10 protein-coding genes and 1 pseudogene are annotated in these 15,677 nt (G+C 72.1%); 7 read left to right on the top strand and 4 right to left on the bottom strand.

The features are described from left to right. The first annotated feature begins 14 nt into the window (after positions 1-14). A complete protein-coding gene (locus J2S55_RS14665; protein WP_306860815.1) occupies positions 15-551 on the top strand; it encodes a hypothetical protein in 537 nt (178 codons plus the stop codon). 235 nt (positions 552-786) lie between these two features. Here J2S55_RS14665 and J2S55_RS14670 read toward each other — a convergent pair whose 3' ends face one another. Continuing rightward, positions 787-2,046, bottom strand: coding sequence for a benzoate/H(+) symporter BenE family transporter (locus J2S55_RS14670; RefSeq protein ID WP_306860817.1), 1,260 nt, complete (start codon positions 2,044-2,046; stop codon positions 787-789). Between the two features lie 40 nt (positions 2,047-2,086). Here J2S55_RS14670 and J2S55_RS14675 point away from each other — a divergent pair, with 40 nt between their 5' ends. Beyond that, a complete protein-coding gene (locus J2S55_RS14675) occupies positions 2,087-2,680 on the top strand; it encodes a helix-turn-helix domain-containing protein (RefSeq protein ID WP_306860819.1) in 594 nt (197 codons plus the stop codon). Between the two features lie 34 nt (positions 2,681-2,714). Then, positions 2,715-3,947, top strand: a complete 1,233-nt coding sequence (locus J2S55_RS14680) for an MFS transporter (protein ID WP_306860821.1) — start codon at positions 2,715-2,717, stop codon at positions 3,945-3,947. Positions 3,948-4,153: 206 nt separating this feature from the next. Here the strand turns inward: J2S55_RS14680 and J2S55_RS14685 are convergent, their stop codons facing one another. Continuing rightward, positions 4,154-4,855 carry an MBL fold metallo-hydrolase gene (locus J2S55_RS14685; RefSeq protein ID WP_306860822.1) on the bottom strand — a complete coding sequence of 234 codons (702 nt, stop codon included), beginning with the start codon at positions 4,853-4,855 and terminating at the stop codon, positions 4,154-4,156. A gap of 319 nt (positions 4,856-5,174) precedes the next feature. Between J2S55_RS14685 and rho the strand changes: the two are divergent. Continuing rightward, a pseudogene (gene rho / locus J2S55_RS14690) lies at positions 5,175-6,242 on the top strand (transcription termination factor Rho); the annotation flags it as partial. A gap of 155 nt (positions 6,243-6,397) precedes the next feature. Here rho and J2S55_RS14695 read toward each other — a convergent pair. After that, entirely contained in the window at positions 6,398-6,907 is a 510-nt protein-coding gene (locus J2S55_RS14695) for a hypothetical protein (protein WP_306860825.1), read from the bottom strand. Positions 6,908-7,001: 94 nt separating this feature from the next. On the opposite strand from J2S55_RS14695, the gene J2S55_RS14700 reads away from it, so the two are divergent. Continuing rightward, the gene (locus tag J2S55_RS14700) at positions 7,002-7,832 is read left to right on the top strand and encodes a putative RNA methyltransferase (RefSeq protein ID WP_306860827.1); all 831 of its coding nucleotides are present in this window, start codon (positions 7,002-7,004) and stop codon (positions 7,830-7,832) included. Positions 7,833-8,008: 176 nt separating this feature from the next. Next, on the top strand, positions 8,009-9,775 hold the full coding sequence (locus J2S55_RS14705; RefSeq protein WP_306860829.1) for a S9 family peptidase: 1,767 nt from the start codon (positions 8,009-8,011) through the stop codon (positions 9,773-9,775). A 61-nt stretch (positions 9,776-9,836) separates the two neighbouring features. On the opposite strand, the gene J2S55_RS14710 is transcribed toward J2S55_RS14705, so the two are convergent. Then, positions 9,837-11,285, bottom strand: coding sequence for a PP2C family protein-serine/threonine phosphatase (locus J2S55_RS14710; protein WP_306860831.1), 1,449 nt, complete (start codon positions 11,283-11,285; stop codon positions 9,837-9,839). 210 nt (positions 11,286-11,495) lie between these two features. Between J2S55_RS14710 and J2S55_RS14715 the strand changes: the two genes are divergently transcribed. After that, positions 11,496-15,674 (top strand): HAMP domain-containing protein, encoded by a 4,179-nt coding sequence (locus tag J2S55_RS14715; RefSeq protein WP_306860833.1) that lies wholly within the window; start codon positions 11,496-11,498, stop codon positions 15,672-15,674. The last annotated feature ends 3 nt before the right edge of the window (positions 15,675-15,677 follow it).

The following is a 15,677-nucleotide window of genomic DNA, read 5'->3' on the forward strand; positions in this document are numbered from 1 at the left end:
CGAGATGAGGTCACATGATAGTGCTGGGACTCCTCCTGATCGTACTCGCGGGCGCGGCTGTGGTCGCGGTCTCCTGGGATGAGGCCGCCACAGCCACAACCCCCGCATCGTTCACGGTCTTCGACCAGACGGTCCAGCTCTCCCAGCTGGAGTTCTTCTTCGCCGGCGCCGCCACCGGGGCGCTGTTCCTGCTCGGCCTGGCGATGATGTTCAGTGGGATGCGCCGCTCCGCCACCCACCGGCGCAGGATCCGCACCTCTCGGATGGAGGCGCGTGACCGCGTCGCCCGCCTGGAGGAGGAGAAGCGCGAGCTGGAGCGGAAGCTGGAGGAGACTCCGGCGACCGCCGCGGCCCCCGCGGTCGACCGCGACCGTGACGGCGTCGACGACCGGGCCCAGACGGCGGCGCGCCCGCCGGTCGACCGCGACCGTGACGGCGTCGACGACCGCGGCGAGACGACGGCGCCCCACCCGAGGATCGAGGTGCCCCGTCAGCACAGCACCGACCAGCTCGTCGCCGGCCGCCACGGCCGTCCGGGAGACGGCCGGTAGCCTCTCCCGCCCGCTTCTCCCCCCGACCTCCCGCCCGCTTCTCCCCCGACCCCTCCGCCGGTGCGGCTATGCATGCCGTACCGGCGGAGGTCTGTGTCCGCGGCCCCGGCGGCCACGCCCCGGGTGGCTGCGGACGGTCCACCGCCGGTCGCCCGTCCCGCGCCGCCGGTCCGTCCCGCCGACGACCGTCCGTCCCGCCACCGGTCTCCCGGCCCGTCCCCGCGGAGGTGAACGCTCACCGCCTGCCGAGCTCCTCGGGAGCGCTCGCCGCCTCCCCGGAGACGGCCGCCGCCGGCCGGGACTCCCGCGGCCCCTCCTCGGGCCGCTCAGGAGCGGGAGAGGGCCGAGGGGCTCTCCCGCGCTGCAGGAGCGTCATGAGGCCGCCGGCCACCAGCCCCCAGAACGCCGCGCCCACCCCCAGCAGGGTCAGCCCCGACGCGGTCACCACGAACGTGACCACCGCCGCCTCCCGGCTCTTCGGATCCGCCACCGCCGCGGTGACCGCCGAGGCGAGCGCGCCGATCAGGGCGAGGCCCGCGACCGCCTCGATGAGCACCGGCGGGGAGAGCAGGACGAGCGCGGTGGCCAGGCCGGATCCGACACCCAGGACGATCATCGAGGCCCCGGCGGTGACCGAGGCGATCCACCGGCGCCCCGGGTCGGGGTCGGCGTCCGGGCCGGCGGCCAGCGCCGCGGTGATGGCGGCCAGGTTCACCGCGTGCCCGCCCAGCGGCGCGCCCAGGGTGCTGGCCAGGCCGGTGGCGACGAGGATGCCGCGCAGCGGGGGGCGGTAGCCGTACCCGGCCAGGACCGCCATGCCCGGCACGTTCTGGGAGGCCATGGTGACCAGGAACAGCGGGAGCGCGATGCTGACCATGGCCGCGAGGCTCCAGGACGGGGCGGTCGGCTCGGCCACCGGGCGCAGGTCCACCGCCCCCATGCCGGGCCCGGTCAGCGCGATGGCCACGACGGCGGCCAGCAGCGCCCCCGGGATCGCCCACTTGCGGGCGAAACGGCTCAGCAACGCCCAGACGAGCACCACGGGACCGGCCATCCACGGCACCTCACCGAGGGCCCGGACCGGCGCGACGCACAGGTTGAGCAGGACCCCGGCGAGCATGGCGCCGGCGATCGGGGCGGGGATGGCCGCGATCCAGCGCCCCAGCGGGGGGAAGAGCCCCGCGACGGTGATGAGCAGGCCGGAGACCACGAACGCGCCGACCGCGGCGGGGAAGCCGCCCTCCACGGCGCCGGTCGCGACCAGCAGCGCCGCCCCCGGCGTGGACCAGGCGATGGTGATCGGCACCCGCTGCCGCAGCCCCAGCCAGATCGCCACCACGCCGTTGGCCAGGCAGAGCGCGAGCAGTCCGGAGGCCGCCTGCCGCTCGTCGGCGCCCACCGCGCGGAGACCGGCCAGCACCACGGCGAAGGAACTGGCGAAGCCGACCAGCGCGGTCACCACACCGGCCAGCATGGGTTGCAGCAGGCGATTCATCGTGTTCTCCTCAGCGTGTTCCGTATACGGAACGTACATCGTGCTGCACGATAGCCTCATGGAGTCCGGCGCACAAAATTCCCGTTCCGCCCAGGAGGCCAGAACACCGGGCGTAGGCCAGCGGATCCGCAGGTTGCGCGAGGAGCGCGGCATATCGCTCTCCGAGCTGGCCCGGCGCGCGGGCATCGGCAAGGCCACGCTCTCCGGCCTGGAGAACGGCACCCGCAATCCCACCCTGGACACGCTCTGGGCGGTCACCGCCCAGCTCGGCGTGCCGCTGGCGCTGGCCGTGGGGGAGAGCGGCCCCGTCCCTCACGGCACCGCCGTGGAGGGCGTGCTGCTCCAGGTCTTCGAGGACGAGTCCGTCACCTACGAGCTCTACCGGCTGACGATCCCGGCGGGGGCCACGCAGGTCTCCCCCGCCCACCACGAGGGCGTCACCGAGCACATCACGGTCTTCGCCGGAGTGCTGAGCGCCGGCCCGCAGGACGCCCCCCTCCAGGCCGGACCGGGCGAGCATCTCACCTGGCGCTCAGACGTCCCGCACATCTACTCGGCGGTCGGCGGCCAGGACGTCCACGCCAGCCTGCTCATGCGCTACCCCCGCCCCCGGTCACTGCGACAACCCCAATAAATTCTCAAAAATCCCTAAAAGTAATATTGGCCCCATGACACCACGGCCCACGGCAGTGCTGTTCTGGGCCACCGGTGTGCTGGCCTATGTCATCGCGGTCTTCCACCGCCAGTCCCTCGGCGTCTCCAGCATCGAGGCCGCCGCGCGGCTCGGTGTCGGCGCGGCCGGGCTGTCCACCCTCGCCATGCTGCAGCTGCTGGTCTACGCGGCCATGCAGGTGCCCGTCGGGGTCCTGGTCGACCGGCTCGGTTCCAAGCGCATGCTCGTCGCCGGAGCCGCCGTGATGACCTGCGGCGAGCTGGTCTTCGCGCTGTCGGAGGGGCTGCTCACCGGGATCGCCGGCCGGGCGCTGATCGGCTGCGGCGACGCCATGACGTTCATCAGCGTGATCCGGCTGGTCAACCTCCACTTCTCGGCCCGCCGCAACCCGTTGATGGTCCAGCTCACCGGACTGATCGGGCAGCTCGGCGCGATCGCCTCCGCGGTGCCGCTGATCCAGTCCCTGCACGCCTACGGCTGGACGGCCACCTTCCTGGGCGCCGCGGGCCTGGGCGTGCTGTCGGTGCTGCTGCTGCTCACGGTGCTGCGCGACTCCCGCCCGGAGCGGACGGGACAGCCCCCCAGCCTGAAGGCCGCCTGGGCCGAGCCCGGCACCCGCCTGGGCATGTGGACCCACGCGGCCACCCAGTGCTCGGCGGCCGCGTTCCTGCTGCTGTGGGGCTACCCGTTCCTGGTCCAGGGGCAGGGCCTCGCCCCCGCCACGGCCGGCGTGCTGCTGTCCACGCTGACCCTGTGCGGCATGGCGTGCGGACCGCTGCTCGGCTATCTCGCCGGGCGCTTCCCCTTCCACCGCTCCCGCATGGTGCTCATCGTGATCGGCACCACCGCCGCGGCGTGGACCGCCGTGCTGGCCTGGCCCGGCCGCGCGCCGCTCTGGCTGCTCGTCGTTCTCGTGGTGGTGCTCGCGGCCAACGGCCCGGGGTCGATGATCGGCTTCGACTACGCCAGGACCTTCAACCCGGCCGCCCGGATCGGCGCGGCCACCGGCATCGTGAACGGCGGCGGCTTCGTCGCGAGCATGGCGGTGATCGCCCTGGTCGGCGTCACCCTCGACCTGGTCGGGGAGACCGGCCTGGAGGCGTTCCGCTGGGCCTTCGCCGTGCAGTACCCGATCTGGGCGCTGGGCGCGGTCCAGGTCCTCCGCTACCGGGGCAAGGCCCGGCGCCTGCTGCTCTCGGCCCAGCCGAGCGCCCAGCCGAGCGCCTGACCGAGTGCCCAGCCGAGTACCGAGCCGAGCGCCTGACGAGCGACTGGCGAGCGCTTGTCGAGCACCTGGCGAGGGCCCGGACGGCGAGCGCCTGCCCGGCGGACCCGGACGGCGAGGGCTCACCGGCGGGAGCCGGGACACACACCTGGCGGGAGGCCACCGGTAGGAGCCGGGCTACGCCTGGCGACCCACCGGCGGGAGCCGGGCTACGCCTGGCGGGAGGCCACCTGAGGGAGCACGGTGAAGGGCTCGGCGAAGTGGGCGGTGGCGATCATCCCCCGCTCGGCCCTGACCCGCTCCAGCAGCTCCTTCCGCGTCGCGGCGGCGAGCACGGGATCGGCGTCGTAGAGGTAGGTCACCGCCGGGTCGGCCAGCTGCACCGGGTGCAGCACCACGTCGCCGGTCAGCACCAGCTCGCCCACCTGGACGACCTGGTGGCCCGGGGTGTGCCCCGGCGTGTGGAACACCCTGATGCCGGGCAGCACGTCCGCCTGGCCGTCCACCACCTGCACCCGCTCGCCCAGCGGCCGGACCACGTGGTCGAGGACCGCCTCGGCGGCCGCGTCGACCTCGGCCCGCTGGAAGACGTGCCGGGCGTTGGGGAAGACGGGCACCCCGCCGATCACGGCCCCGCTCGCGTGGTCGCTGTGCAGGTGCGTGATGACCACCGCGTCCACCTCCTCGGGGGCCACCCCCACCCGGGCGAGCTCGGCGCCGAGCGCTCCGGGGACCGGCGCCCAGCTCGCCGCCGGCGAGTCCTCCGGGCCGACCCCGGTGTCCACCAGCACGGTCCGGCCCACCGCGTCACGCAGCAGGTAGCAGTGGAAGTGCAGGATCCATTCGTCGGACTCCCCGTGACAGCCGCCGGGGAACATCTCCGGCAGCGGACGCCTGATCGAGTCCCCCATCGGTCCTACGGCGTCACACAGGGGGAACACTTCGACGCCCCCGACTGTTATGGACTGATGTGGCATCCGGTCTCCTGTTCGGCACGGATTGACGGTGCTACCGTAATGGTGGGCGTGACGCACTGCAGGCTGAGCCGCGTGCGATGATCCGCCCCTTTTACCCCATTTTTTACCGCATCTGCTCCGGCACGCGGTCCCCCCTGCGAGAGGTCGATCATGACTTTTCGCCTGTGAAAGGTCCCTTATGACCACCGAAACCACCACCCGAAAGCGTCCACGCCCTCCGCAGCCGCGTGAGAGCGACGCCTACACCGAGACCGTGGCCGGCCTGCTCGACGTCCGCGACAGAACCGGCTACCTCCGCACCCGCGGCTACCTCCCCGGCCCCGACGACGTGCGCGTGCCCCACGCCCAGATCAGGCAGTACGGCCTGCGCCCCGGCGACCACGTCGTCGCCACCGCCCGCACGCCGTACGAGAGACTGGTCGAGGTGGAGAGCGTCAACGGCTCCACCGACTGGCGGCGGCGGCCCGACTTCGCGGACATGACGCCCATCCACCCGCGCGAGCGGCTCCGCCTGGAGACCGAGTCGGTGACCACCAGGGTCGTCGACCTGTTCGCGCCGGTCGGCAAGGGCCAGCGCGGCCTGATCGTCGCCCCGCCGAAGGCGGGCAAGACCATGGTCCTGCGGGACCTGGCCGCCGCGATCACCCGCAACCATCCGGACTGCCACCTCATGGTCGTGCTCGTCGGCGAGCGCCCCGAGGAGGTCACCGAGATGCGCGAGTCCGTCCACGGTGAGGTGGCCGCCTCCACGTTCGACCGCCCCGACCGCGACCACACCGCCCTGGCCGAGCTCGCCGTCGAGCGCGCCAAGCGCCTCGCCGAGAGCGGCCGCGACGTCGTCGTCCTGCTGGACTCCCTGACCCGTCTCGGCCGCGCCTACAACAACCTCGCCCCCGGCGGCGGGCGCACCCTCGCCGGCGGCCTCGACGCCGCGGCCCTGCTCCCCCCGCGCCGCTTCTTCGGCGCCGCGCGCAACCTCCGCGACGGCGGCTCGCTGACGATCCTCGCCACCGCCCTGGTCGAGACCGGCTCCCGGATGGACGACAACCTCTTCGAGGAGTTCAAGGGCACCGGCAACATGGAGCTGCGCCTCAGCCGCGCCCTCGCCGAGAAGCGCCTCTACCCCGCCGTCGACCTCGACGCCTCCGGCACCCGGCGCGAGGAGATCCTCCTCGACCCGCGTGAGCACCAGCTCACCTGGCGGCTGCGCCGCACCCTGGGCGGCCTGGACCGGCAGCAGGCGTTGGAGCTCCTCACCGACCGGCTCCGCGAGACCCCCTCCAACGCCGCCTTCCTCCAGCAGGTCCAGCAGACCACCTGACCCCGGCGGGTCAGGCGGGTCCGGCCCGTTCCCCACGGGCGATCCGCGCGGCGGCCGGCCGGTCCGGCGACCACGATGCCTGGCGACCACAGTGCCTGGCGACCACGGTGCCTGATGACCACGGGCGCCGCGCGGGCACGTGACCGGCGACCGCGCTAGCGGGGCCAGTTGGCGACGACCTCCTCCCGGATGGCGTCGACGTGGCAGTAGGAGATCGCGCGCCTGCCGCGGTCCAGGACGCAGACCTTGACGTCCACCCGGGTGACCTCACCGTCCGAGGAGAGTCTGAAGGTGTCGCCGGCGCGGCAGGTCGAGCGCGGCTGCGCCCAGCCCGTGCCGCCGCCGACGTAGTGGAACCGGGCGCGGATGTAGGCGCAGTGATTGCGGTGGGGGTCACGGTCACGGAGCGTGCCGGACACGGTGAACGTCTCGGCGCTGAAGTCCGTGATCCACACGTCCGCGGCGGCGTGGCCGGAGTGCCCGGCGGCCGACCGCACCGGCCCCCAGTGGTGCTTCACGCCCGCGGCGGCGGCCGCGGCGGGGCTCGCAGCGGCGTCCGCGAGCGCCGCCGGGCCCGCGGCGCCGGCGTGCGCGGGCGCCGTCGCGAGCAGGGCCGCCGCGAGCACGGACGCCGGCAGCACGCCGGTGAAAGATCTCTTCCTCATACCTCCGAGTTATAGGGCCTGCGGCTTGTAGCGTCCTTGCATCCCACTGGCACCGGTGGAGCGCAGCGCGCCCCGGAGGCGGGATGATGAGGGGATGCTGGCCGACGTCGTCGAATACCTCGCCTGCCCGGTCTGCGGAGCCGGGTTCGACCTGGACGAGCGGGTTCTCCGCTGCTCCCAGGGTCACTCCTTCGACATCGCCCGGCAGGGATACGTCAGCCTGCTGACCGGTTCCCAGGCCCCCGGCACGGCCGACAGCGCGGCCATGGTGGCCGCCAGGGAGGCGTTCCTCGGGGCGGGGTATTTCGGTCCCCTTGCGGAGGCGGTCGCCGGAGCGTGCCGTACCGGCGCGGAGGTGGTCGCGGACGCGGGCGCGGGGACGGGCCACTACCTCGCCGGGGCCCTCGACCGGCTCCCGGGGGCCGTCGGGATCGCGCTGGACGTGTCCAAACACGCGATCAAGCGGGCCGCGCGGGCGCATCCCCGGCTGGGGGCGGTGGTGGCCGACGTGTGGCGGCCGCTGCCCGTCGGGGACGGCACGGTCGACGTGATCCTCAACGTGTTCGCCCCCCGCAACGGGGCGGAGTTCGCCCGGATGCTCAGGGCCGACGGCCGGTTGATCGTGGTCACGCCGACGTCGCGGCACCTCGAACCGCTGGTGGAGCGGCTGGGGCTGCTCTCGGTGGACGAGTCGAAGGAGCGGCGGGTGGCCGAGAGTCTGAGCGGCCGCTTCGTCGAGACCGGACGGAGCGTTCACGAGTTCGGGATGACGCTGGGGCGCGGGGCGGTCGAGGCCGTCGTGGGCATGGGGCCGAGCGCCTGGCACACCGATCCGGAAGTCATGCGGAGAAAAGTGGCGGACCTTCCCGAAGTAAGCGATGTGACTGCTTCTTTCCGCATGTCTATCTTTCAGCCCCGCCCCTGATCAAGCGATGCGCTTGACAGCCACCTTCGGGACGCATGTTACTGATGTGGTATTTAGCCCGAAATTCCCACACATTAACTAAGCAAATTGGGGGTGGAAGCGACATACTGGACGGCAATCCGGCGAGCCCGCGCCTGGACGCGTGAAGCGAACGTCTTGACGGAGGGAAGCGCCATATGAAGGCGGAGGAGCGCTGGCAGGCCAGGTTCCGGGCGCCGCGCGTGACGCTGCCCGTGTGGGCGCGTCAGGCTCCGGCCCGCGCCGTCTACCGCAGCAACGCCTCCGGCGCGTGGGAGATCTACGCCTGGGACCGGTCGACGGGGATCGTCCGCCAGGCCACCACCCGGCCCAAGGGCACCTCGCACGGCACGATCGACCCCACCGGCCGGTGGATCTGGTGGTTCTCCGACACCGACGGCGACGAGTGGGGCGGCTGGATGCGCCAGCCCTTCACCGGCGGCCCCGACGAGCCGATCGACCTCGACCCCGGCTACCCGTCGGGGATCGCGCTGGCGGCGACGGGCGAGGCCGCGGTCGGCGTCGCCAGGCCCGGCGAGGGCTTCAAGATCTATGTCGTACGGCCCGGCGGGTCCGTCCGGCTGATCTACGAGCATGCCGAGGCCGCCTCCGTGGCCGCCATCTCCCTGGACGGCTCGCTGATCGCGATCAGCCACAGTGAGCACGGCGACTCCCGGCACCCCGCGCTGCGCGTGCTCCGGCAGAACGGCGACGTCGTCGGCGACCTGCGCGACGGCCCCGGCAAGGGCGTCCTCGGCCTGCGTTTCGCGCCCGTCCCGGGCGACCGCCGGCTGCTGACCCTGCACGAGCGCAGGGGCCGCCGCGAACCGCTGGTCTGGGACCCGGAGAGCGACGAGCAGCGGGAGATCTGGCTGCGCGACCCCGGGGAGATCACCGCCGACTGGTACGACGACGGCCGCTCGCTGCTCGTCGTCCGGGCCAACCGCGGGCGCACCCATCTGCACCGCTACGACCTCGCCGGCGGCCGACTCTTCCCGATCGAGACCCAGCACGGCGTGATCGACGCCGCCGCGCCCCGCCCCGACGGCTCGGTGGAGTACTCCTGGTCCAGCGGCGCCCACCCGCCGGTGATCCGGTCGAGCAACGGCCACGTGGTGATGAACCACGGCGGCCCGACCTCGCCGCCGTCCGTCCCGGTCGAGGACGTGGACGTGGAGGGCCCCGGCGGGCGCATCCACGCCCTGGTGTCCCGGCCCGACCGCGGCTCGGGACCGTTCCCGACGATCTTCCTGCTGCACGGCGGGCCGACCTCGCAGGACGACGACTCCTTCGTCCCGCAGGTGGCCGCGTGGGTGGACCTGGGCTTCGCGGTCGTGCGGGTCAACTACCGGGGCTCCACCGGCTACGGCTCGGCCTGGCGGGACGCCCTGACCGGCGAGGTCGGCCACATCGAGCTGTCCGACGTGGCCGCCGTCCGGGACGTCATGGTCGAACGCGGCGTCGCCGACCCGGACCGGCTCGTGCTGTCGGGCGCCTCCTGGGGCGGCTATCTCACGCTGCTGGGCCTGGGCACCCAGCCCAAGGTGTGGGCGGCCGGCATCGCCGCCGTACCCATCGCCGACCATCTGGCCACCTACGAGGAGGAGACCGAGGCGCTGCGGGCCTACCACCGCGCGCTGCTCGGCGGCTCCCCGGCCGAGCAGCCCGAGCGCTACGCCAACTGCTCGCCGATCACCTACGTCGACCAGGTCGAGGCGCCGCTGCTGATCCTCGCCGGGGAGAACGACCCGCGCTGCCCGATCGGGCAGATCGAGACCTACGTGTCCCGGCTCGCCGCGCGCGGCCACGAGCACACGGTCTACCGCTACGACGCCGGCCACGGCTCGCTGGTCGTCTCCGAGCGGATCGCGCAGATGTCGGCCCAGCTCGAATTCGCCCGCAGGCACGTCAAGACGGAGATGTGACACGGCGGCGCCAGAGAGGCCGGCCGCTGTCGGGCGCGCAGGACCCTGATCGCCGTGTCGTCTATCGGGCGCGCAGGACCACGATCGCCATGTCGTCGGCGCTCGGCTCGGGGGCGAAGTCCTGGACGGCCCGGCGGATCCGCTCCGCGACCGCCCGCGCCGACAGGCCCACGCACTCGGCGAACAGCTTGGCCAGTCCGCCGTCGTCGTCGAGCAGCCGGCCGTCCTGGCGCCGCTCGGTCACCCCGTCGGTCACCGCGAGCAGGACGTCGCCGTGGTCGAGGTGGACGAGCTCGGCCTTGAAGGTCGCCTCGGGGAAGACCCCCAGCAGCGACTGGGAGGTCACCACCGTGTCCACGACGCCGGTGGGCCGCAGCCGCAGCGCCTCGGGATGGCCGGCGGAGACCAGCCACACGTCCAGCCCGGTGGGCACGGGCTTGATCTCCCCGTGCAGCAGGGTCAGGAAGCGGGCCCGCTCTCCCTCGTCCAGGATCGCCTGGTTGAGCCGGTCGAGGACGGCCGCCACGCCGTATCCCTCCCGGGCGAGCAGGCGCAGGGTGTGGCGGGCCAGGCCGGTGACCGCGGCGGCCTCGGGGCCGGTGCCGCAGACGTCGCCGACCGCGAACCGCCAGGAGCCGTCACCGGCCGCGAACAGGTCGTAGAAGTCACCGCCGACCTCGTTGGTCTCCCCCGCGGGCTCGTAGACCACGGCGGGGTCGAGCCCGGGGATCTCGCCCGGCTCGTTGGGGGGCAGCAGGCTGCGCTGCAGCGCCCGGTTGGCCGCCGCCTGGGTGGCGTAGAGCCGGGCGTTGTCCATGGCGAGGGCCGCGCGGCGGCCGATGTCCTCGGCGTACTGGAAGACGTCCTCGGCGAACCGGTCCGGCCGCCCCAGGCACATCGCCCCCAGCGACCGTCCCCGCGCCAGCAGCGGGATGACGAGCATCTGCGAGTCGCCGAGCTGCATGGAGCCGCCGGCCTGCGGGATCCGGGCCGTGGCGAGCTCCTCGCGCAGCCCGTCGATGCGCCGCTCGTCGGTGTGCCAGAGGTAGGCCGGGCGCTGCGGGCCGCTCCCGTCGCTCCAGGTGTAGACCGCGCACCAGGTGGCCAGCCGGGGCACGACGATCTGGGAGATGATCGCGGGCACCATGTCCGGGTCGAGGGTGCCGGCCAGCAGGTCGCTGGCGTCGGCGAGGAAGCCCATCCAGATCGGCCCCCGGGTCGGCTCCTCGATGGACCACTCCGCGGCCACCCGCTCGGCGGAGCCGGGCAGCCGCAGCCGCGCCCAGTCGGTGCGCAGCTCGCCGGAGAAGGTGACGCCCCACTCGTCGACCGGCGCGGCCGGACCGCTGGGGACTCCCTCGGGGACGCCCCGCTGCCGGACCTCGATCTGGACACCGTCTCCCAGATGGCTCCAGACGACCTCGAACGGCACCTCGGCCGTCTGCCCGACGAGCTCCCCCGCCAGCCGCTCCGCCACGTCGAGCACGGACGCGGCAGCCCAGGCGGTCATCACCTCTCTGGTGAAACGCCGGACTGCGGGGACGGCCGTGTCTCCTGGGGCGAATGTCGCGGCCAGGACGGCTCGGGGAGCGTTGGTCACTGTTCCGTGCCTACCACACTTCGCGCCCGCATGGGGTAATTCGAAGGCGGGACTGTGGGTTGCGCACCGTGACAGACTGGGATGACTCGCGGCTGCGCCCCCGGGAGTCAAGGAGGTCTTATGACCACGGCCAACACCGTGCCCGACGTCGAGGAGCGACGTTACAGCGAATCGGATCTCAAGCCGATTCTTCAGACACTCATCACCTGGCGCGACGGCGACTTCCGCCGCCGGGTGCCGCATGCTCCTCCCGGGATCCTGAGTGAGATCCGCCTGCTGCTCAACGAGGTCGCCGACCGCCGTGAGCACCTGGCCAACGAGCTGCACCGGGTCCGCCGCGAGGTGGTGAAGGAGGGCCGCTTCAGCGAACGCCTGACCGCGGGTCCGGGCGTGGGTTCCTGGGCGGAGAGCGTCGACTCGGTGAACTCGCTGATCGACGCCCTGGTCGGGCCGGTCAGCGGCGCGGCCGACGTGATCGACGCGGTCGCCAAGGGAGATCTGTCCCGGCGGATCGACCTCGACCGGAGAGCACGGGGCGAGGTGCGCCGCCTCGGCAAGGCGATCAACGGCATGGTCGACCAGCTCTCCCTGTTCACCTCCGAGGTGACGCGCGTGGCGCGCGAGGTGGGCACCGAGGGCCGGCTGGGCGGCCGGGCGAACGTGCGGGGCATGTCGGGCAGCTGGCGTGACCTCACCGAGGCCGTGAACACCATGTCCAGCCGCGTCTCCGCCCAGGTCCGCGACATCGCGCTGGTCACCACCGCGGTGGCCAGGGGAGACCTGAGCCGCAAGGTCACCGTCGACGCGGTCGGCGAGATGTTCGAGCTGAAGAACACCGTCAACACGATGGTCGACCAGCTCTCGGCGTTCGCCGAGGAGGTCACCCGGGTGGCGCGCGAGGTCGGCACCGAGGGCGAACTGGGCGGCCAGGCCCAGGTGCGCGGCGTCTCGGGCGTGTGGAAGGACCTCACCGACAACGTCAACGTCATGGCGAGCAACCTGACCACCCAGGTCCGGGCCATCGCGGCGGTCTCCACGGCGGTGGCGCAGGGCGACCTGTCCAAGAAGATCACCGCCGACGCCCAGGGTGAGATCCTCCAGCTCAAAGACACCCTCAACACCATGGTCGACCAGCTGTCGATGTTCGCCGACGAGGTCACCCGCGTCGCCCGCGAGGTCGGCACCGAAGGACAGCTCGGCGGCCAGGCCCGCGTCCGCGGCGTCTCGGGCGTGTGGAAGGACCTCACCGACAACGTCAACTCCATGGCCAACAACCTGACCTACCAGGTGCGCAACATCGCCGAGGTCACCACCGCCGTCGCCAACGGCGACCTGACCCGCAAGATCGACGTGGACGCCCAGGGCGAGATCCTCGCCCTCAAGACCACCATCAACACCATGGTCGACCAGCTCTCCTCCTTCGCCTCCGAGGTGAGCCGCGTCGCCCGCGAGGTCGGCTCCGAAGGACAGCTCGGCGGCCAGGCCCAGGTGCGCGGCGTCTCCGGCACCTGGAAGGACCTCACCGACAACGTCAACGTCATGGCCAACAACCTGACCACCCAGGTGCGCCAGATCGCGGCGGTCTCCACGGCGGTGGCCCAGGGCAACCTGTCCAAGAAGATCACCGCCGACGCCCAGGGTGAGATCCTCCAGCTCAAAGACACCCTCAACACCATGGTCGACCAGCTGTCGATGTTCGCCGACGAGGTCACCCGCGTCGCCCGCGAGGTCGGCACCGAAGGACAGCTCGGCGGCCAGGCCCGCGTCCGCGGCGTCTCGGGCGTGTGGAAGGACCTCACCGACAACGTCAACTCCATGGCCAACAACCTGACCTACCAGGTGCGCAACATCGCCGAGGTCACCACCGCCGTCGCCAACGGCAATCTCACGCGCAAGATCGACGTCAACGCCCAGGGCGAGATCCTCGCCCTCAAGACCACCATCAACACCATGGTCGACCAGCTCTCCTCCTTCGCCTCCGAGGTCACCCGGGTGGCCCGCGAGGTCGGCTCCGAGGGCAAGCTCGGCGGCCAGGCCCGCGTCGAGGGCGCCGAGGGCATCTGGAAGCGCCTCACCGAGAACGTGAACGAGCTGGCGGGCCGCCTGACCACCCAGGTCCGCGCGATCGCCGAGGTCACCACCGCGGTCGCGACCGGCGACCTGACCCGCTCGATCACCGTTGACGCCGGCGGCGAGATCGGCGAGCTGAAGGACAACATCAACACGATGGTGTCGGTGCTGCGCGACACCACCAAGGCCAACCAGGAACAGGACTGGCTGAAGTCCAACCTGGCGCGGATCTCCCGCCTCATGCAGGGCCACCGCGACCTGATGGAGGTCGCCAAGCTGATCATGAGTGAGCTGACCCCGTTGGTCTCCGCCCACTACGGCGCCTTCTACCTGGCCGAGCCCACCGGCGACCACGACCTCTACCTGATCGCCGGATACGGCGCGCGCCCCGGCTCGAAGATCCGGCAGCGCTTCTCGGTCGGCGAGGGGATCGTGGGACAGGCCGCGTTCGAGGGCAAGCGGATCATCCTGGAGAGCGTCCCGGCCCGATACCTCACCGTGGACACCGGCCTCAGCTCCTCCGCCCCGGCCCAGATCGTCGTGCTGCCGATCCTGTTCGAGACCCAGGTCCTGGGCGTCGTGGAGCTGGCCTCCTTCAGCCACTTCGGCGAGGTCCACCACGACTTCATGACCCAGCTCGTCGAGACCATCGGCGTCACGATGAACACGATCATCGCCAACTCCCGGACCGAGGACCTGCTGACCGAGTCGCAGCGCCTCACCACCGAGCTCCAGGAACGCTCCGACGAGCTCCAGCGCCAGCAGGAGGAGCTGCGCCGCTCCAACGCCGAGCTGGAGGACAAGGCCGCGCTGCTGGCCAAGCAGAACCGGGCCATCGAGATCCAGAACTTCCAGATCGAGCAGGCCCGCCGGACGCTGGAGGAGCGCGCCGAGCAGCTCGCGGTCTCCTCGCGCTACAAGTCCGAGTTCCTGGCCAACATGTCCCACGAGCTGCGCACCCCGCTCAACAGCCTGCTCGTGCTGGCCAAGCTGCTCACCGAGAACGCCGAGGGCAACCTCACCGTCCAGCAGGTGGAGTTCGCCCGGACCATCCACGGCGCCGGCTCCGCCCTGCTCCAGCTGATCAACGACATCCTCGATCTGTCCAAGGTCGAGGCCGGGCGGATGGACATCCACCCCCAGCAGATCTCCCTGCCCAAGCTCGTCGACTACTTCGAGGCCACCTTCGCGCCGCTGGCCCAGGACAAGGGGCTGTCGTTCGCGGTCGAGGTCGACCCGTCGATCCCGCAGGAGCTCCGCACCGACGAGCAGCGCCTGCAGCAGGTGCTGCGCAACCTGCTCTCCAACGCGATCAAGTTCACACCCAAGGGCGAGGTGCGGCTGCGCGTGATCCACGCCCAGCGTGCCGTGACCTTCGTGGACGACACCCTGCGCGGCGCCGACGGCATCCTGGCCTTCGAGGTGGTGGACACCGGCATCGGCATAGCCGCCGACAAGCTGGAGGTCATCTTCGAGGCGTTCCGCCAGGCCGACGGCACCACCAGCCGCAAGTACGGCGGGACCGGCCTGGGCCTGTCCATCTGCCGCGAGATCGCCCGCCTGCTCGGCGGCGAGATCCACGTGGTCAGCGAGGTGGGCCAGGGGAGCACCTTCACCCTCTACCTGCCGCCGTCCTACGGCGGACCGCTGTCCTCGCGCGACGGCGGAGCGGCCGCGCCCAACTCCCCGCCGCGCAGCCAGACGCTCATCGGGGTGCTGGAGGAGCCCGACGACCTGCCGGAGCTGGCGCTGCCGGAGGACATGCCGGTCCCGCACTTCCCGCAGGAGGAGGCCCAGGCGTGGAAGGGCGGTGACGACCCGCTCACCGGCGCCAAGATCCTGATCGTGGACGACGACATCCGCAACGTCTTCGCCCTGACCAGCGTCCTCGAACGGTACGGCTCCACGGTGGTCTACGCCGAGAACGGCCGCGAGGGCATCGAGCAGCTCGAACGCAACGAGGACGTCGCGCTGGTGCTGATGGACATCATGATGCCCGAGATGGACGGCTGGGCCACCACCTCCGCCATCCGCCGGATGCCGCAGTTCGCCGATCTGCCGATCATCGCGCTTACCGCTAAGGTCATGCAGGGCGACCGGGAGAAGAGCATCGCGTCGGGCGCCTCCGACTACGTGCCCAAGCCCGTGGACGTCGACCGCCTGCTCGAACGCCTGCGCGGCTGGCTCACCCGGGGCAAGCCGGCCGGTGACTCCGACGAAGGGGCGTGATCA

The organism is Streptosporangium brasiliense, assembly GCF_030811595.1.
Lineage (GTDB): Bacteria > Actinomycetota > Actinomycetes > Streptosporangiales > Streptosporangiaceae > Streptosporangium > Streptosporangium brasiliense.